At 50.8% G+C, this 19,167-nt stretch carries 16 protein-coding genes and 1 riboswitch; of the genes, 6 read left to right on the top strand and 10 right to left on the bottom strand.

From position 1 onward, the window contains the following. Positions 1–28: 28 nt before the first annotated feature. The 6 genes from galU to R50912_RS04885 all read right to left on the bottom strand — a co-directional run bounded on the left by galU (position 29) and on the right by R50912_RS04885 (position 6,479). Positions 29–919 (bottom strand): UTP--glucose-1-phosphate uridylyltransferase GalU, encoded by an 891-nt coding sequence (galU, locus tag R50912_RS04910; RefSeq protein WP_042232864.1) that lies wholly within the window; start codon positions 917–919, stop codon positions 29–31. Positions 920–965: 46 nt separating this feature from the next. Then, complete coding sequence (locus tag R50912_RS04905; RefSeq protein ID WP_042232862.1) at positions 966–1,607, bottom strand: CpsD/CapB family tyrosine-protein kinase; 642 nt, start codon at positions 1,605–1,607, stop codon at positions 966–968. After that, entirely contained in the window at positions 1,591–2,331 is a 741-nt protein-coding gene (locus R50912_RS04900; RefSeq protein ID WP_039302983.1) for a YveK family protein, read from the bottom strand. The genes R50912_RS04905 and R50912_RS04900 overlap by 17 nt, the downstream gene beginning before the upstream one ends. A 362-nt stretch (positions 2,332–2,693) precedes the next feature. After that, positions 2,694–3,329 (bottom strand): response regulator, encoded by a 636-nt coding sequence (locus tag R50912_RS04895; protein ID WP_042210777.1) that lies wholly within the window; start codon positions 3,327–3,329, stop codon positions 2,694–2,696. A 23-nt stretch (positions 3,330–3,352) separates the two neighbouring features. Further along, complete coding sequence (locus tag R50912_RS04890) at positions 3,353–4,999, bottom strand: sensor histidine kinase (protein WP_042232860.1); 1,647 nt, start codon at positions 4,997–4,999, stop codon at positions 3,353–3,355. Between the two features lie 625 nt (positions 5,000–5,624). Beyond that, positions 5,625–6,479, bottom strand: coding sequence for a helix-turn-helix domain-containing protein (locus R50912_RS04885; protein ID WP_042232858.1), 855 nt, complete (start codon positions 6,477–6,479; stop codon positions 5,625–5,627). Between the two features lie 84 nt (positions 6,480–6,563). Between R50912_RS04885 and R50912_RS04880 the strand changes: the two genes are divergently transcribed. Continuing rightward, positions 6,564–8,495 carry a beta-N-acetylhexosaminidase gene (locus tag R50912_RS04880; RefSeq protein WP_052416001.1) on the top strand — a complete coding sequence of 644 codons (1,932 nt, stop codon included), beginning with the start codon at positions 6,564–6,566 and terminating at the stop codon, positions 8,493–8,495. Between the two features lie 306 nt (positions 8,496–8,801). On the opposite strand, the gene R50912_RS04875 is transcribed toward R50912_RS04880, so the two are convergent. Then, on the bottom strand, positions 8,802–9,878 hold the full coding sequence (locus tag R50912_RS04875; RefSeq protein ID WP_042232857.1) for a Gfo/Idh/MocA family protein: 1,077 nt from the start codon (positions 9,876–9,878) through the stop codon (positions 8,802–8,804). A gap of 220 nt (positions 9,879–10,098) precedes the next feature. On the opposite strand from R50912_RS04875, the gene R50912_RS04870 reads away from it, so the two are divergent. Both R50912_RS04870 and R50912_RS04865 read left to right on the top strand, forming a co-directional pair. After that, positions 10,099–11,037, top strand: a complete 939-nt coding sequence (locus tag R50912_RS04870) for a hypothetical protein (protein ID WP_042232856.1) — start codon at positions 10,099–10,101, stop codon at positions 11,035–11,037. Positions 11,038–11,120: 83 nt separating this feature from the next. Further along, the gene (locus R50912_RS04865; RefSeq protein WP_039302970.1) at positions 11,121–11,360 is read left to right on the top strand and encodes an NHLP leader peptide family RiPP precursor; all 240 of its coding nucleotides are present in this window, start codon (positions 11,121–11,123) and stop codon (positions 11,358–11,360) included. Positions 11,361–11,375: 15 nt separating this feature from the next. Here the strand turns inward: R50912_RS04865 and R50912_RS04860 are convergent, their stop codons facing one another. Both R50912_RS04860 and R50912_RS04855 read right to left on the bottom strand, forming a co-directional pair. Next, positions 11,376–13,292 (bottom strand): sensor histidine kinase, encoded by a 1,917-nt coding sequence (locus R50912_RS04860; RefSeq protein ID WP_231637772.1) that lies wholly within the window; start codon positions 13,290–13,292, stop codon positions 11,376–11,378. Positions 13,293–13,408: 116 nt separating this feature from the next. Continuing rightward, a complete protein-coding gene (locus tag R50912_RS04855) occupies positions 13,409–15,307 on the bottom strand; it encodes a sensor histidine kinase (protein ID WP_052415999.1) in 1,899 nt (632 codons plus the stop codon). 284 nt (positions 15,308–15,591) lie between these two features. On the opposite strand from R50912_RS04855, the gene R50912_RS04850 reads away from it, so the two are divergent. From R50912_RS04850 to R50912_RS04840, 3 genes are all read left to right on the top strand, one after another. Further along, the gene (locus tag R50912_RS04850) at positions 15,592–15,771 is read left to right on the top strand and encodes a hypothetical protein (protein ID WP_042232854.1); all 180 of its coding nucleotides are present in this window, start codon (positions 15,592–15,594) and stop codon (positions 15,769–15,771) included. A gap of 21 nt (positions 15,772–15,792) precedes the next feature. After that, positions 15,793–16,398: a hypothetical protein gene (locus R50912_RS33085; protein WP_052415996.1), complete on the top strand. Its 606-nt coding sequence runs from the start codon at positions 15,793–15,795 to the stop codon at positions 16,396–16,398. Positions 16,399–16,447: 49 nt separating this feature from the next. Continuing rightward, positions 16,448–16,509: riboswitch (Fluoride riboswitch) on the top strand. 64 nt (positions 16,510–16,573) lie between these two features. Next, positions 16,574–17,899 (top strand): voltage-gated chloride channel family protein, encoded by a 1,326-nt coding sequence (locus R50912_RS04840; protein WP_042232853.1) that lies wholly within the window; start codon positions 16,574–16,576, stop codon positions 17,897–17,899. A 3-nt stretch (positions 17,900–17,902) separates the two neighbouring features. On the opposite strand, the gene R50912_RS04835 is transcribed toward R50912_RS04840, so the two are convergent. Further along, positions 17,903–19,120 carry an MFS transporter gene (locus tag R50912_RS04835; RefSeq protein WP_042232852.1) on the bottom strand — a complete coding sequence of 406 codons (1,218 nt, stop codon included), beginning with the start codon at positions 19,118–19,120 and terminating at the stop codon, positions 17,903–17,905. Between the last annotated feature and the right edge of the window lie 47 nt (positions 19,121–19,167).

Here is a 19,167-nt window from a genome sequence, read left to right as displayed (position 1 = left end):
CTCCTCATTCCTCCTAAATATTGTTGGTTCAGCTGCTCAGTGTGGTTTGTCCAGCCTGTTTCAGCCATTCCGACATTGCATCCATGACCGGATAGCGCAAATCTTCGCTCTGTAGAGCAAATTCCAGTGTGGTCAAAATGTAACCAAGGCGTTCACCAACGTCATATCGCGTACCATCAAAGTTATAAGCATATACCCGTTCGCTCTGGTTCAGCTTCTGGATCGCGTCCGTGAGCTGAATTTCGCCGCCCGCGCCTTTTTCCTGAAGGTCCAGATACTTGAAGATCTTCGGTGTGAACACGTAACGTCCCATAATCGCCAGATTGGAAGGAGCTGTTCCAAGCGGAGGCTTCTCCACGAAGTTGTTAACCCGGTAGAGCCGTCCGTCCTGCAGATCCGGTTCGATAATCCCGTAACGGTTGGTGAATTCATCAGGAATGACCTGAACACCAATCACTGAATTCTGTGTTTCTTCATACTGGTCAATCAGCTGCTTCAGGCAGGGGACCTGTCCGGTTACAATATCATCGCCGAGCATAACGCCGAAGGGTTCATCCCCGATAAACCGTCTGGCACACCATACGGCATGGCCCAGACCTTTGGGTTCCTTTTGCCGGATATAGTGAATTTCCACTTTTGAGGAACGCTGTACTTCTTTGAGCAGCTCCAGCTTACCGTCTTCAAGCAATCTGGATTCGAGTTCAAAGGCATTATCGAAATGATCCTCAATCGCCCGCTTTCCTTTACCGGTAACGATGATGATGTCTTCGATCCCGGAAGCGATCGCTTCCTCCACGATATATTGAATCGTTGGTTTGTTGATAATGGGCAGCATTTCCTTAGGCATCGCTTTGGTTGCCGGAAGGAAACGTGTGCCTAACCCGGCTGCCGGGATTATTACCTTTTTGACCTTTTTCATCACACATACCTCCCAAAAGTTTCATTCACCTTGCCGCTTCAGTACATTATTTGGTCTGGTTCATCGCAATTCCGAGAATCCTTACACCTGTTTGTTCCATAAGAGCCTTCAGCTTGCGGAGAGACTCACGCTTCGTCCGGCCATGTCTGGCCACGATGATAACACCGTCTGAGAGCGGAGCCAGAATACGGGCATCACTGAATTCCACCGCTTGCGGCGAATCCAGCAGAATCAGATCAAAGCTTGCTTTCAGTTCTTCCAGCAGGGCTGACATCTTGTCGCTGCCGAGCAGATCCGGGGGACTGACACTGGTAATACCGGCAGGAATGACGGCCAGATTAGCCAGGCTACCGTATACGGCAATATCTTTGGCTTCCTCATAACCGCCCAGATATGCGGCCAGCCCTTGACTTCCTTCTACCTCGAACACACTGTGCAGTCCGGGCTTCCTCAGATTGCAATCTACAACAGCCACCTTCTTGCCGTCCTGGACAAAGGATACGGCCAGATTGGAGAGGATCGTTGTCTTGCCTTCTCCGCCTTCCGCAGAAGTGAAGAGCAGCACCTGTCCACCATTGCCCTTCAGCAGACCGAGCTGGCGGATGTAGGTACGCAGCGAGCGGAAGGATTCAGAGATATGCGAGGACGGGTTCATGTCCGTAATCAAACTTCTATTCAGCCGTAACATAAGCGCCCTCCCCTACTCTTGCCTTAGCATTTGCCGCCTTGCCCAAATCACGTTTACGGATTGCCGGAATACTGGCAATGACCGGGAGGCCAAGATCGAACTCTGCTTCCTTCTCCGATCTTAATGTACCGTTCAGCGTTTCCATCAGCAGGATGATTCCTACTGCCGCCATCAGCGAGACTACAAAGCTGATGATAATGTTCATGGTAGAACCGCTATTGACCGGTCCAGGCTGATTTGCCGGGTCCGCCGGGGTCAGGAACGTTACATTGTCCAGATTCATAAGCGCCGGCAGGCTGCGGATGAATGTTTGCGAGACCGCGTTTACGATCGTAGCTGCGGTGGCGTAATCCTCATCCTGCACACTCAGATTAATTACCTGGCTTTTCTCTGAGGATTTGATCTGCAGCTTGGCAGCGAGTTGGCCTGCCGTCAGACCAAATTCCGGATGCTCCGCAATCACACTCTTCATAATCGTTGGTGACTTCATGATTTCCTTATAGCTCTCGATGAGGTTAAGACTGAAGTTGAGTGCGTTGAGATTGTTGCTCTCGGGAACATTTACGACGTTGTTGACCAGCAGCTGTCCAGAGGCGGAGTAGACGGGGACAACGAAGTTTTTGCTGACATAGAAGGTGGTGGCGCAGGAGATAAGCACGAACACCGTGATTAACCATAATCTTTTTTTAATCAGGTTAATGTAATCCAAAATCGTCTTTTCCACAGTAACCCTCCTTCCGCATGTGTTCATTTTGAAAGCAATCATGAAAATTTCAGAACTCTTGCTTTTATTCTATCAACGCGCAACATTTGTCACATGCCTCATAGCATCCCTTTACACTTCACTTTCGTGTGATGCCGTTTAGTCCCTAAGAGGGTAGGGATGGTATACTTTAGTACCATATGGCTGGTAATAACTAACAGCATCTGGTAGCGTTACCTACTTCACGTGTCACCTCATACTTTGAAAGCTAAAGAAACTGTTCAGAAAATGTTCAGATGCCCTTGGTAGGTTATTGACCTAAGAACACAAAAAAACACGGACATCATTGTCCGTGTTCATAAATCATCCGTTATGAGGTAACCTTAGTCGTACGACATCTCGTATTTGGTAAGCCCAACCGCATTGGCATATAATGCCGCCTGCGTCCGGTCCGCTACCTGAAGCTTCGCCAGAATCTGGCTGACATGCTTCTTGACTGTGAATTCACTGATGAACAAGCGGGAAGCGATCTCCCGGTTGCAGGCCCCCTGTCCAAGCTCAATCAACACTTCCTTCTCCTTCGGTGTCAATTCATCCGTTGGACTGTTGCCGCTCATCCGCATCTTGTCTTCCATCAGGCCGGGATCATAATACTTTCTGCCTTTGTGCACCAATTGAATCGCAAACAGCAATTCCTCCGGCAAAGCTTCCTTCAGCACGTAGCCGTCTACCAGCACTTCTTCCGCCTTCAGGAAATCTTCCCGGCTGGCGGAGGACGTAAGCAGAATGAACTTGCTGACAATTCCGCGGATACGTGCTGCTTTGATAATGTCCAGACCCGATTCATCGGCCAGCTTCAGGTCAATCAGCACAAGATCAGGCTGTATCTCTTCTATAACGAGAAGAGCTTCCTGGCCATTCGTAGCCTCACCGGCAAACTCCAGATTAGACTGCATTGAAATCACAGCAGCCAATCCTCTTCTCACCAAAGGGTGATCATCAACAATGACGATTTTCACTTGAACGACCTCCTGCCTAAAGTTTATGCATTTTTCAGTTCAGCCACACCGACAGGGATGGAGATCAAAATTCTGGTTCCTGCATTCTCACTGCTGGTCAACTGGAAGTCACCGCCAAGGGACTGTGCCAAATATTGCATATTCTTCATTCCCAGTCCGCCGGTGTTATCCTCAGACTCGGTCCAGATCAAGTCCGTATCGAATCCGACGCCATCGTCGATAATCGATAGTCTGATCCATTTGGGCTTAAGGGACAATTCAACATCCACCCGGCTGGCCGCACCATGACGTATGGCGTTGCCTGTCGCTTCGGAGATAATCCGGAAGAGCGCCTTGTGGTAAGGATAAGGGAGACTGAAATCATCCCCCGTTATTTTTAGTTCAATTTCCACATCATTGAGCCGGGACAGGCTCTTAAGATGTGAACGGACCATGCCAAGCCAGCTGGGGCCGCCGCTCTTCTTGGAGCTGAGGCTGTAGATGGTGATCCTGAGTTCCTTGGCCACCTTGGTGGCTGAATCGTGGATCAGCTCAATTTGCTCCTCCAGCTCGCCTTCGGACATTTTGCGCCACGACTGCTTCAGGGAATGCGTAGCATATACAATGCCAAAAAGACTCTGCGATACACTGTCATGCATTTCATCGGCTATCCGGTTCTGTTCGTTCGTGATGATCAGCCGGTTCTCGATCACGCCCAGCTCATGCCGCTCAAGAATAATCGCACTCAGCTCTGACAGGAACATCAGCTGCTGGATATACCATCTGCGGCCCTCCAGCCCTTCGGAGGATTCCAGCCTAACACCGATCATCCCGACGAAACGTGTGCTCATCCTTACCGGCATCAGCAGGAAATCTCCAAGACCCGGCAGACTCTTGAATACCGGTTCCCGCTGCAGCCTCCATTCATGCTCATGCTTCTCCAGCTCCATGAACAGAAACCGTTCTTCCTCATGCTGCCAGCCCGTCTGCCGGCTCTGCGGAGCGGGTTCCCCGCTCTTCTTCGCGAACCAGAACAAGGCCTTCTCCAGCTTGGTAAGCTTTACAACGTAGTCGGTAATGACTTGGCCGATGTTCATGAAATCATGCTGGCTCGATGTTTCCACGATGTGATACAGCGACTTGATATGTTCCATGGTATCGTTGGTCCGCGCGTTTGCTTCCTCCCGTTGCCGCTTTATCCCATTAACCATTTGCATAACTATAACCGCAAGAGCCAGGGCTAGAAACATGTTGCCGTTCGCAAGCACGATTTCGGAGAAAGATTTCCCAGAAGAACCGGGGAGAAAATAACATAGCGCGGCAACGATGCCGAAATACCCGAGAAGCAGGCTCCATACAAAATAGAATGATAGCGTTCCTGCAGCAATCAGGACGGGACTCAGCACATACAGCTTAAACGGGCTGTCATACCCCCCTGTAAATAGCGTCAGTACAATGATTCCCGTCAGCTCTATGCCGATAACGAGCTTAAGAATACGCAGTCTTGCACGAAGCCTCCGGTAATAGAAAGTGAATACTTGAGCAAATAAGAATAGCACAATGATTAGTAGGGATTTGTATATTACGGAAGGCCCCGCAGGAACCATGAGGAACATAAACGATGTGAGGGACAAAGAAATGGTTCTGTAAAATGCGATCATTCTGTCTTCAGCTGTTACTTTAATTTTCATCCCACCACCCTATTCTCCAGTTTGTGGAAAATTCGAGCTTATTCTAAGCTATGTTTAAAAGCATCATACATGAGAAAAATCACAATAACAAGTTTCGTTTTTTATGACAGCGTTTACTTTTAAAATAAAAAGCATGTTAAATAACTTTTTTTACAAAATCGCACTCAGTTATATCCATAATTCGAAATAAAAGCGAATTCATGGTCAATCAATAATTTCCTGCACAAGACGAACAGCCTGTCTCCCTGGAGGGACAGGCTGTTGCTTATATAATATTCACTACCGTCATGGTCATTCTGTCGTCTGCAGTCTAATCAGTCACCGCCGGCAAGGTTATTTGCTGCTTGGCGCTATTGCATATGCAAATCTGGTAACGCTGTTCGCCAACGATATGATACCCGGTGGACAGAATACGTAAGGTATGATTTCTTGCGTCCACCTTATGGAGACTGCGGCAACTGATGCAGTAATATTCTCTCATGGCTTCATCTCCGGCATAGTCTAGAAGAACTATTCAAAAAACTGCTAATATATACTAAATCATATCACTGTCTTTTTCCGCATGTCAACAATAATCTGCAAATTACGACATATATCCAAAAATAAAGTAGAATTATGTCGGTTTTTATATGTTGTTGCGGCAGTTCTGCGGAGAAATGCCCATATACTTCTTAAACAACCTTGAGAAATAGAAGGAATCTCTATAATGAAGCATCGCCGCGATTTCCTGCACCTGCAGGGGAGTGTTGAGCAGAAGATGTTTGGCTTCTGCCATTTTGAGGCGGTGGATATATTCATGCAAGGGGTAACCGCTGCTTCTGCGAACCGTACGGCGGAGTGTGGACATGGAGATGTGCAGACCTGCAGCGATTCCAGGCAGATCAGGCTCCTCATAGATGCATGCATTCAGCGCTTCGCGGATATGAGACATAGGTTCTGCCTGCTGGAGCCGGTTATTGCCCTCGATACACAGTGAACATTCCAGCAGCATCTCTTCGAGTTTCAAGGCCGCCCGGTCCGCATCTCCGGGAGCCCCGCCGTCCATTAGCCCCAGAACTTCTTCAAACAAGGCCGTAAGTCCCTGTACCGCATTCGCCTGACAGACAGCCCCTCCGGCTATCATTCCAGTCTCCAGCCATTCCGTGACACGGCTTCCGGCGAAATTAATATAGTATTCATCCCAATACCCTCCTGAAGGCGGTCCAAAACTGTAGCTGCAGCCGGGACGGAAAAAGAACAGGCTCCCTTCGCGGACCTGCTGCTCCTTGCCTCCGTTCTCACTATACGAACCGCCTCCCGAAACTATGTATACTAGTGCCCAGTGCTCGAACACCACACCTGAACGAAAAAGCGTTCTTCCCGGCAGATGACCCGCTTGCCCTATCCGTACCGACTTCAGCCGGAGCCTGGAAGCTTCCACCTTAGGATCGATAATCCGGATCGGATAGGGACTGATCATATAATCCATGAGCTTGGGCATACATTGCATTCCTCCACCTGTTTAGGAGTGATATGGTTGTTATGAAGATGATCATATTCTACATGAATAAGAGGTGTCCACGCTATGCCTGAAATCCGTAATTTACAGCTGCTCCCTTACCCCCAGCAGGTCTCAGTATCCCAGGGCCTGTTTCTCCTTCCGGCCAGGGGGAGCATTGTTCTGGCCGGTGAGAGGAATCAAACCGCACTCCCGGCAGCCCGCAAGCTTCAACAGATTACTTTACAGGCGGTTCAGCTCCGTCTGTCTCTGTCGGTGGGGATACGCCCCTCCACTGTTTCCGCCTTTACCTTCAGCTATAATGCCCTGCTGACGGCCGGAGCCTACGAGATTCACATTGATGAACACGGAATCACCGTTGCCTATGGCTCCCCGGAGGGCGCTTATTATGCGGTCGGAACGCTGAAGCAGCTGCTGGAGCAATATGGCAGAAGTATTCCCCAGCTGGTTATCCGTGATCAGCCGGATTTTGCCGCCAGAGGACTCATGATCGATATCAGCCGCAACAAAATCCCCAAGCTGGAGACCCTGTACCGGATCATTGATCTGATGTCCGATCTGAAGCTGAATCAGTTACAGCTATATATAGAAGGAGTTCCATTTGCCTATGAGTCTTTCCCGCAGGTCTGGGAGCTGGAAACGCCCATTACCGGTGAGGAAATTCTGCTGCTGGATGCCTACTGCCGTGAGCGATATATTGAGCTGGTGCCTAACCAGAACAGCTTCGGCCACATGGAGGGCTGGCTGACCCGTCCTGAATTCAATAGTCTGGCCGAAATTCCCGAAGGCTTCATGCTCCCTGATCATATGTATGACAGTGATCTGTATCCCAATGGGCTGTTTATGCATCCCGGAACCTTCGATACGGAAGATCCGCAAGTACTGAAGCTTCTGGGCGCAATGTATGATGACCTTCTTCCTTACTTCCATTCGCAGCTATTCAATGTCGGATGTGACGAGACCTATGAACTGGGGCTTGGCAAAAGCAAAGCGAAGGCCGACTCCGAAGGTAAAGGCGAGCTCTATCTCTCTTTCCTGGAGAAAATCCACGGGCTCGTTACGGAGCGCGGTAAAACCATGCAGTTCTGGGGTGATATCATTATCCAGCATCCGGAGCTGATTCCCCGCCTGCCGAAGGATATTATCGCCATGGAATGGGGCTATAGCGCCGCTCATCCTTTCGAAGCGGATACCCTGAAATTCCGTGAAGCAGAGATTCCGTTCTATGTCTGTCCGGGAACCAGCTCCTGGAATTCACTTACCGGACGGACCGACAATATGCTGGCTAATCTGCGCAGTGCGGCAGTCCACGGCAAACGTAATGGTGCAATCGGCTACCTGATTACAGATTGGGGCGATTTCGGCCACTGGCAGCATCTGCCGGTCAGCTACGCCGGATTGGTATACGGGGCTGCACTGGCCTGGCATGTGGAGGGCAATCTTGAAGCGGATGTTGCCGGATACCTGAACACATCCATCTTCCATGACCGCTCCGGAGCCATCGGGCAATTACTGCTCGATCTCGGTAATTACTACACCTTCGAATCCGGAACCCTCCGCCCGAATGATACGGAAATGTCCATGCTGCTGCGCAGCAGTCTGGATCATGTGCATCTGGCAGAGAAGCTGACCGGAGAGCAGCTTCAGCAGCTTGAGCATTACATCGCCGGCATAGAAGCCAAGCTTGAAGGGCTCGCCCTGGAATGCGATGATGCCGGTCTAGTCGCAGAAGAGCTAAGCAACGGGGTTCACTTCGTGAAGCATGCCGTGCAGCTGACCCGGCTTAAGAAACAAATGGCCGGGGCAACGCCGCAGATTGATGCGACACTCGTTCAGGAGCTGATCCATGATCTGGACCTCCTGCTTCATCATTACCGGCAGCTATGGACCCGGCGCAACCGGCTCGGCGGCCTGGAGCAAAGTGTGTCGAAGCTAGTCCGCCTGCGCGGAGAGTATGTTGCGCTTGCAGCCAGGCTCAGTGAAGCTGAAGTACAATAATAGAGTTAGTCCCAGGACTATACACTCGCTTGGTGTGATCAGAACAGGTAAGCGCAAAAAAAATGTTGTAAGAATGAGACAATTTCCGGTTAAGGGTTCTATATCTCGAAGAATGTTGTATTTCGTGCAGGAATTCTGAGCGAAGTTGCACTGCATTGCGGTTGCGGTACCCAACCCTTTAGTATCTCTAAGCAGACGAGTCCCTATCCACTTTTGTGGATAGGGACTCGTTTTTTCACTACATCCGGCACTTCCCTGATACTGATACTCCCTGCTCCGCTCTTCCATCCGCCACCCGCCAGTTGGTCACTCCGCCGCCCAAGGCTGAGTAGTTGAAATGACGGTCTCCCCGCTTGCCGCTGCCTGCTCCATCAGCAGCGCCAGATACTGATCCTGGCTGCCTTCGGCCAGGCTGTAGACGGAAGGACCTCCCTCTACATGCCGCTGCATTCTGTACAGACTCTCCGCGATAGCAATTTCTTCTTCCGTTAGCCGGGCAGGAATAAAGGGATTGCGGTACAGCCACTCCCCGTCCCCCATAATTCCCCTGAGATATAAGCCCTCCAGGTTCCCGCCGTGGCCGGCATCGATCCGGCGCAGCTGGCTGTAGACTGGAGTGTCATAGCTCTGCAGCCAGGATATCTCATCGTTCATCATCTCTCCACGTTCCCCACGGACGAGCACGCGGCCAGCGCGAATCCAGGAGAAATACTGGTCACGGGTGAAATCATAGACCCCCAGCTTGCCGCCGAAATCGAGGGTAGCCAGCGTTTGCTCGGTCTGCACCAGCTCCTCGGCAGCCGGAGGCCCGCTGCGCTGCGGGCCGTTAATAATAGAAGAACCGAAACGCTGTGCACGGATACTCACATTCTCGAAGCGGAGATCCAGCAGTTGCCGGATCAGGCTGATCCCGTGATATCCATGGGCCGCTGACACCTGAGCCTGACTGATTGTCCCGAGGCGTCCTGAGCGGGCCAGCCTGATCCGGGCTGCATGCATCGGCTGGAACATATACTGCTCGGCTATCTGGATAACGGCTGAACGGTCCAGCGCTTTCCATAGCTGAGTGAGCTGTTCCAGATCCGGCGCCGGCGGGGTTTCCGCCAGGAGCGGAATTCCTTCCGCCGCCAGTCTAATAATGTAGTCTTTACTGATCTCCCGCTTCAGACAGATGACTGCAAAGGAATAGCCACCTGCTTCTATAAACTTATCGATGGAAGTATATACTTCTACTCCCCAGATTCTCTTCAATGCTTCCGCTTTATCCTTATTCCGGACGTACATTGCCCCTACGGCAAAGCGCTCCGGAAGTGCCCTGACGATCCGCAGATAGAATTCAGCCCGCCAGCCTCCGCCCACCAGTCCGAACCTGATAATATCCATGCTTAACTTCTTCCTTTCTGCAGTGCTCACATAATGTTATTCCGTTGTTCCAGCCTTCTCCCGGTCTGGAATTTCTCCGGTTAAGTAGTCCGTTAGACCCCAGAGACCTCATTTCCAAAATTGGATTGAAATAGGCTGAATCTAGGACTATAATCATGACAAATACCCACTTTTTTCCTAATAGTAGAAGAACAATACATTGTTGACAGGAGACAAGCCCATGGATTGGCTTCATGATTACGAGGACGAGCTCCGCCTGGTTTTTCAGGAGAGCTGCACGGTTATCTCAGCGTTTCCCGAACCGCTTAATGCTCAAGGCCTGGCCTATCTTGATCAGTTTAACGTATTTAGGGCAGGAAGCCACAAAAATTACATATGTTATCTTCTCCCCTTCTGGCTGCAAGACAGATGCGGCCTGAGTATCCCCCTGACCCGTCAAATGTCGGTCGGCAATGTCTTCTTTATGCTCTACTTTTTCCTCCAGGATGATCTGATGGACAGTAATGAGCTCTCCGCTGCACAGGCACTGCCGCTGGCCAATCTGCTCTATGTCGAGTTTCTGAATATTTACCGTCCGCTGTTCCCGGCAGATTCCCCGTTCTGGTCATACTTTGGCCGTTATATCTCGGAGTGGGCAGACAGTGTAAGCGGTGAAGCCGGCGGAGATTATTTCCTGAGGGATCGCCTCCGCATCTCCCATAAAGCCAGTCCGCTTAAGCTTACCAGCACGGCGGCACTGCTGCTCTCAGACCAAGCCCACCTGATAACCGAAGCCGAAGAGATGATTCATGGCGTACTGCTGACCTTGCAGATGCTTGACGACTATGAGGATTGGGAACAGGATTTGGAGGAGGGAAATTACAATTGCCTGCTATCTCTGGCACGCTGCTATGGGGAGGATGACGGAGTACCGCTCACTAAATCATCGGTGAAGGATTTTATTTTTACAACAGGCGGACTTGCTACGTATGCAGGGACAGCTCTGGTTAATCACAGCACACTTGAAGCCTTCACGCTGGAGCTTCCCCATCTGCTATCCTTCCATCAGGTGCTGGTGAAGAACCTGCAGCATATGGCCGCAGCGATCGAAGCCGAGAAGCAATTATTGCAAAGCGGAGGGCTCAATTATTGGTTAACCAAAAATATGAATATTTTATAAAATATACAAAAAGCAATAGAATTATAGATTGGCCTATGTTATGCTTATCAGGAAAATATAACCATTTTGAAAGGGTGATTGTATTGTCAGACGCAATTCTTAAGAATCAAGTGATTCAGAAGGCCTGGGAAGATCCAAGTTTCAAACAGAGACTACTCACAGATCCGAAAGCAGCCCTCAAAGAAGTGCTCGGCATTACCCTTCCTGATAACATTACACTGAAGACAGTAGAGGAAGGCTCCAATGAGTTCTATCTCGTTATTCCTCCGAGTCCGGCTTCCGGAATGATGAAGACTAATGTCTCTGCGCTCGGCATCTGGTAACTTTCATTAATGAAATTAAGCTAATAGGGAGTTGGAATCATCCGGACCTTCTGCACGCGGCAGAATGGTGATGGATTCGGTTCCGGCTCCTTTTTTGCTCATGAAGCGGATTTCACCCTCCATCGCCTCGATAATACGGAAGGTAACCATCAGTCCAAGACCCGTACCTTTTGTTTTGTTGGAAGAGAAATACGGTTCACCCAGCCGGCTGAGGACCGCAGGCTCCATTCCCACCCCGTTATCCTTAATATGAATATATACTTTATCCCCTTTACCATAGGCCCGCAGGTGGATCGCGCCGTCTTCTCCCAGTGATTCGATGCTATTCTTGATAATATTGATCAGCGCCTGCTTGAATTTGGACGAGTTGCCCTTAACCCATAAGCAATCCTCAACATCCAGAATCATTTTGCCTCCATTTAAATGGCACAGCGGCAAGAGTATGCTCTGGATATGCTTGAATTCATCGTTCACGTTAAGCAGGGAAACCTGCTCAAACTCCGGTTTGGCAAAGGTCAGGAAATCCGTGATAATACTCGCTGCACGGTCCAGTTCACTGAGTGCCATGAACAGATATCTCCGCTCATCGCCATTCGACTTCTCGCTGAGCAGCTGGAGGAACCCCCGGGTAACCTGAAGCGGGTTGCGCACCTCATGGGCTACAGACGCCGCAAGCTCGCTGATAATCTCCATTTTCTCCGAACGCTGCAGTTCATTGTTGAACAGCTCCAGCTCACGCGAATATTTCACCACCTGCTGATGGTTCTGTGCCAGCCGCCGGCCCAGGATGACGATCAGCGACAGAATGAATACAACCAGCGCCCATTTCCAGTAGAACAGGTCATAATTTCCGCCCTTAACATAATACCAGACCAGCTCCGAGACCCCGGTTAATGCCGCAGTACCGAAACCAATGGCAAAAATGATGGCATCCTTATTACGCTTCAGGGAGAATATGATCACACAGGCGATTAGCAGAATGAATTGCAAGATCATGATGATCCCAAGAATCTTAGTCGAGACAAAATAGTAGAATTCTATAATCCTGTCGCCGGAGAGCGTATTAACAATCAGACAGAGGATGCAAAAAAGGGAGTAGCAGGACTCGAATTTGCGGAACGAGCGGATGATGCCAAATTTGCCGCCGCCGAATATTTTCTCAAACAAAAAGGTCAGTGAAGGCAACAGCGACAACAGTGCCACGTCAAAGAACACCACGCTGACCGGTCCCAGATAACTGTAGAAGGTATATGTAAACGGAGAGTAGGTAATAGACAGCACTCCGGTGGAGGCTATCACTATGGCTAAAGAAGCTGCTACCGGGAAGTACTCCTTGTTCAGATAAAATGAGCAGACAAACAGGACCACCGCCACGAACACAAAGGCGCCGCCCAGGATCACATCGATAAGTCCATTTTTAATATAATCCTTAATCAGAACACTATGCTCACCGACCACGATCTTATCCTTGATTCCGATCCGGTCCTTCAGGGTTTCCGTCCAAATATACATTATTTTACCGTTGTCCCTCATATCCAGAGGCACAAGCAGTGAATAATTATCCTTGATAAAGTTGCGGTCACTCTCGAAAATCAGCCGTTCTTCTACATACACTCTGACATGCAGGGCATAGATCGCATCAATATAGACAGAAGGGGCTGCATAGCTATATGAGGGCAGTGTTATCTTCGTCCAGGCGGAGGATACCCCGGAAGGCAGCTGAGGCATCTCAGTCCTCGCTTCGATCTCCATCCATCCCTCCGTGTCCGTCAGAGGAATCTTACGCCCGCTGTCTCCCGGCCCCTCCTGCCACTTCATCTGCCAATGGCTGATCTCGCTGGCAGGATAGTACCTTTGCGCGGACACCAGAAACGGCCCACAGGCTACTGAGAGCAGAAACAGCACCAACGATATATGTAAACTTTTGAACATCAAAGACATGCAAACACCTCAGAAGAAAGTTTCAGAAACAAAGTTCTGTTAATGTTAGTATTTCGCTTCACCCTCCGCCCATCCCTTCAAAAAAACGGGATAAACAAAAATAATTCCTAATTATTTCCGTTAGCTGGTAATTTAACAATAACCTCTGTCCCCTCATTCTTCCTGCTCTGAAACTCTATGGAACCATTCATCGCTTCAATAATCCGGAAAGTAACCATGAGGCCAAGCCCCGTTCCCTTCTTCTTATTAGAATAATACGGTTCACCGAGCCGGGCCAGCTCACTGACCTTCATGCCTTCGCCGTTATCCTGCACACTGATGACCACATGTCCGCCTGTCTTCCAAGCAGTTACTACAATCAGGCCTTCCTCCTGCAAGGACTCAATGCTATTCTTGATCAGGTTAATGAACGCTTGCTTGAATTTGGCCGGGCTGCCCGAGACTTGAAGATCCTCCTGCAGATGCAGTTCAATGGCTCCACCCTGCAGATTGGCGAGGGGCACCAGAATACCTGACACATGCTTCAGCTCTCCGGAGACTTCAAATACATCTACCGTATCCATACCAGGTTTAGCGAACGTCAAAAAGTCTGTAATGATGACCGAGGCTCTGTCCAGCTCCTCCATGGCCATCTGCAGATACTCCTTCTCCTTCTGTGCGGAGCGTTCTCCCAGAATCTGCAGGAAACCGCGGGTTACCTGCAGAGGATTCCGTACCTCATGGGCAACCGAGGCCGCGAGTTCACTGATAATCTCCATTTTCTCCGACCGCTGAAGATCATTATTGAACTTCTCCAGTTCCCTGGAGTATTCCAAAGCCTGCTCATGACTCCCCGCAAACCGTCTTCCCAGAATAACAATCAGGGAAATAACGAACAGAACCATTCCCCATTTCCACCAATACAGATGATACCTCTCCGAAGAGAAATAATAGATCAGCAGCTCACTCAGGGACAGGAAGGCAAAGACAGAGAACCCCACCGAGAAAATCACAGCATCTTTATTGCCTCTGAGGGCATAAGTCAGCGACATATACAGCAAATAAACAAACTGCGCCATAATCAGCACACCTGTAACATTGATGGTCAGGAAGGAGTACAGATAGTCGAGCCGGAAAGAGAGCACAGCATTCAGAGCAAGCGCCCCCAGGCAGAACAAGGAGTAAGCCAGCTGAACATTGCGCAGCCGGGTGGTATATCCCCGCTTGCCGGGTCCAAATAATTGTTCAAAGTAGATCGTAAACGCCGGCAAAAGTGTGAAGAGCGCCAGATCGAAGCAGATTCCCGTAAGCCGCTCCTGGCTGTTCACGATCAGCCGCAGAAACGGGGAATACGTAATCAGCAGCACACCAAAAGATATAATGACCAGAATCAGAAAAAATCCGCCTGTGAAAAATTCCGGTTTAAGGAAGAACAGACAGATCATCAGCGCTCCGCCCATAAATATCAGCGCCGCTCCAATGACAATATCCACCAGATCCTGCTTCACATAGAAGGACAGCAGCTTGTCGTAGCTGCCTACCCTGACCTTACCCCCGATGCCGAAATCTCTGCCGCCGCCGGCACTCCATAGATACAGCTGCTTGGCACTGTCCTCCCCGGATAGCGGAATCAGCACCTTGTTGCCGCTGTAATTGATCACCTCACTGGAATCATAGATGAGCCGGTGGTCTATATATGCCTTAAGGCTGTCGCCGTATACTTTGTCGATCAGGAGTGCTGAATTCGCCTCTGTCTGCGGCAAAGAAAACCGCAGCCAGACTGAATCCGCTTCTGCAGGCGGTTGCGGCTTGTCTGCCCGCGCCTGCACGGTCCTCCACTCCCCGGAAGGAGCAGCCATCGCCTCCTGGATATCATGTATAGCTGCATGTTCCCATTTAAGCTGCCATGCCGGTAAGGCTACTTCTTTATGTCCGCCCCATTCCATGGCAATGCCAACCAGGATTATGGAAATTACGAGCAGCAGCATAATTAGTGCGGCTGCTGTTTTAGTTGAAGGCAACTTCATTGTGGCACCCCAGTGAATCCTTAGTTGTATTTATGTAGTTCATATGATTCTTATTTTCGACAACGTTCGCACTATACCTGCCTTATCCTGCAAAAAACCTCGAAAAATAGAAGCTAAGTTAGCTTGTGAAGCTTATGCATTCTTATATTTACACGCTAAATGTGGTTATTCCACGGGAGGATTGAATATATTAAGCAGATGGCTACCTGCCTGGCTGCCGAATAGATTCGCCGCCGGTTTAAAGGGTATACAATTACTATAGGTAAAGGTAAAGGAGGCTCGCGATGGACACTCATAAGAAACCCGCTGATGGTGAAGAACAAGACCGTGAGGACCTGATTACCGAGCGGGATATTGATGAAGACTCCGGACTGTTCCAGGAAGCAACCTATCCCGGCGCACTTCCCGACAAGGATCAGAAAGCGGCGGTTAATCATGCTGTCCCCAAAGAGGGGCAGACTTAAAATAAAGGGAGCTGAACAGCAATGGGCAATGAATTCAATAAGACCGAAGCCGACTTTGCGTACGAGCGTTATACCAAAATGGGCGGCGTTTCCCCGGAACAGGATATTCCGCTGGAAGAATTGCGTCCGCTCGGTACGATTACCGAACAAAGTCCAAGCGACGAAGTGGACACTGCCGGGAACCGGCCGCTTGAATCTGCTCTGGCCAGCCATGATCCCGCTAATTTCACACCCATAGATTTCGACGGTGTAGTGGACGACGGTTCAGATCCGGCACTGGTCGGCGATAATATTCTGGCTGCCGACATCGGACTGAATGTGCCCGATTCCGGGCTGGGCCCGCGGGCGGACCGGACTCCCCCACAGGCAGGGACTCCGGCGCCGGAACGGGACGAGCTCCTGGAATCGGATGCACTGTACGCTGCCGGCGCGGCAGGCCTGACCGGCAATGTAATTGATTATGCGGAGGAGGAGGAGCTGCTGGAGGAAGAGGAAGAGCTTCCGCTGGAGGATATTCCGGATGCCGACGATCTTGATCCCGAAAGCCCCATTGACCCGGTCTCCCCGGACCCCGATGCTATGCCCGGTACCGATGTGCTGAACGGCTCGAGCGGCGAAGAGGAATAAGCGGCAGAACTGTATTGACTTTTGAACGAAATAACCTTACTATAATTGCATTCAATACGGCGATGGAGTTCGCCATAACCGTCCTTCGGGACTAATGACTCCTACCAGTGACTACTCGCTGGTAGGAGTCTGTTTATTTTCAGGGAATAGACTAGGGATACGGGGGCATAGCAGGATGAAGAGGAAGTATGCACGGTGGGTGGAGCTTGCAGCGCGGCAGAGCCAGCTCGCTCTTTGGAGTACATTTGTGAAATGGGTGGTGCTGGGAGGATGGGTTGGACTATTGTCGGGGAGTGCCTCGGCTATTTTCCTGAAAAGCCTGGATGCCGTAACCAAGGTCCGGGTGGAGCATGGCTGGCTACTGTTCCTGCTGCCTGTGGGGGGCGCTCTGGTAAGCGGTATGTATATGCGGTTCGGCAAGAATAGCGCAAAGGGGAACAATCTGATTCTGGAGCAGATTCAGCAGGGGAATGAAGCCATTCCGCTACGAATGGCGCCTCTGGTCCTTATTGGGACCCTGATTACTCATCTCTTCGGCGGTTCTGCCGGACGTGAAGGAACGGCAGTGCAGATGGGCGGCAGTCTGGCCGATGCGCTTGGAAGATGGATCCGAATCAATCCGCTTGACCGGAAAATACTGCTGATGTGCGGAATCAGCGGCGGCTTCGGCTCGATCTTCGGGACTCCGCTGGCTGGGACAGTCTTCGGTCTGGAGGTTATCGCCATAGGCCTGATCAGCCACAAGGCACTGCTGCCCTGTTTTGTTGCCAGCTTCACCGGCGACCTAGTGGCTTCCCGCTTGTGGGACGTTCACCATATCCACTATAAGGTGGATGTCTTTCCCGGCATGGACGCGCTGGTGCTGGTCAAGGTCATCGCGGCCTCTATTGTATTCGGTCTGGTCAGCCTGCTGTTCAGCGAGCTCACCCATTATCTGAAGCGGAGCTTCACAGCCATTATCCGTAATCCTATGCTCAAAAGCGCCCTCGGCGGACTGATCATTATCGCCTTGGTCTATATTGCAGGTACCAGAGATTATCTCGGTCTGGGCATCCCGCTGATCAGCAGCTCCTTCGAAGCAGACGTACATCCTTTCGCCTTTCTATGGAAGCTCATCTTCACAGCCTTCACCTTGGGGACCGGATTCCAGGGCGGTGAAGTGACGCCGCTATTTGCCATCGGAGCCACGCTGGGGAACAGTCTGGCCGGCTTGCTTCATCTCTATGGACCTTTTCTGGCTTCGCTCGGGTTCATCGCCGTCTTCTGCGGAGCAACCAATACACCGCTTGCCTGCTTCATTATGGGCATTGAACTGTTCGGTTCCGGCGGAGCGGTATATATGTTCATCGCCTGCGTAATCAGCTATTTGTTCTCCGGACACAGCGGCATATACAGCTCCCAGCTCATCGGCATCTCCAAAAGCGCACTGCTCCCTGTTCCTGAAGGAACAACGCTGGCCGCCGTCAAAGATCTTCACAAGAAAACAAACGGCGGCAGTTAATTCTCAGGGTGTCACCTGGATTCCTGCGTGGGCAGCATTCACCTTCGATTCCAGCTTGTGTGTCTTCACGAGCACAGCTGCTACAAGCAGCATGATGCCGTTAATGACAAATACCCAGCGGATCGGCAGGAAGGCTCCGAGCAGACCGCCGATAATCGGGCCCGCCATCGTTGCCAGCTGGCTGGCCGCCTGATTCAGCCCGAAGGCCCGCCCGCGAAATCCCGGTTCAATAACCTGGACTATCATCGCGTTCACGGAAGGAAGCACACCGGCATAGAACAAGCCGTAGGCAAACCGAAGAATAGCAAACTCTACATAACCTGATACAAAATACTGCAGAATATTCCCGATGCCTCCACCGATTAGCCCGATGAAGAGAATAAAGCCATAGCCTTTGCGGCTGCCGATTCTTCCCCACTGCGGTGCCATAATTACGGTAGCGATGCCGACTGCAGAGAAAACGATTCCGGAGCTAAGCGAGGCGCTGCTGCGCGAAATCCCCATGTCCAGCAGATAGATCGGCAGCAGCGGCTCCAGAATCATGACGGAGAAGGTACTGATGCCCGCCAGCAGAAGCAGGGTGATAAATGCCCGGTTCTGGCCGGCTTCCCGGATATCATCCCGTACCCTGGAACGCGGGGCTGAACGGTCGAAGTTCTCTTCCTTGGCGAAGAAGGTGGCGATCAGCGCGGAGACCAGCACAATAACAGCCGAGAACAGGAACGCAATGCGATTGCTGGAATAATAGCTGACTACACCGCCGATGAGCGGCCCGATGATACTGCCGGTGGCTCCGGCTGTAGACATGATGCTAAGCGCATAGCCAGTCTTATCCTCCGGTGTGTTGGTCGCTACCATAGCAATTGCTGCCGGAACGAACCCTGCGAGCAGTCCCTGCAGGATACGCACGACTAAGAATACATAAGGATCATGCACGAAGAAATTAATCAGATATAGGGCCGCCAGGCTGAAGCCCGAACGGATAAGCATCGGCTTGCGGCCGTATTTGTCGGCAAGTGAACCCCAATAAGGCGAGATTAGCGCGCTGGCCAGAAACGTAATGCCGAAGCTGACCCCCGACCAGATCTCCAAATGGCTTGTAACACCTAACTGGTCGCTAAGAAAAATGGAGAGGAACGGAATCGAGATCGAATATGCCGTACTGCAAAAGAAAACCCCTACCCAGAGCACGATCAGGTTCCGCTTCCATGAAAAATTCATGCTGCACACATCCTTTCAGTGGTTCTTGGAAGCACATCCCCCCATTC

The sequence above is a fragment of the Paenibacillus sp. FSL R5-0912 genome (assembly GCF_000758605.1).
Lineage (GTDB): Bacteria > Bacillota > Bacilli > Paenibacillales > Paenibacillaceae > Paenibacillus_AQ.
Note: the sequence above shows the minus strand (reverse complement) of the source record. Positions and strands in the feature narration are given on the sequence as shown.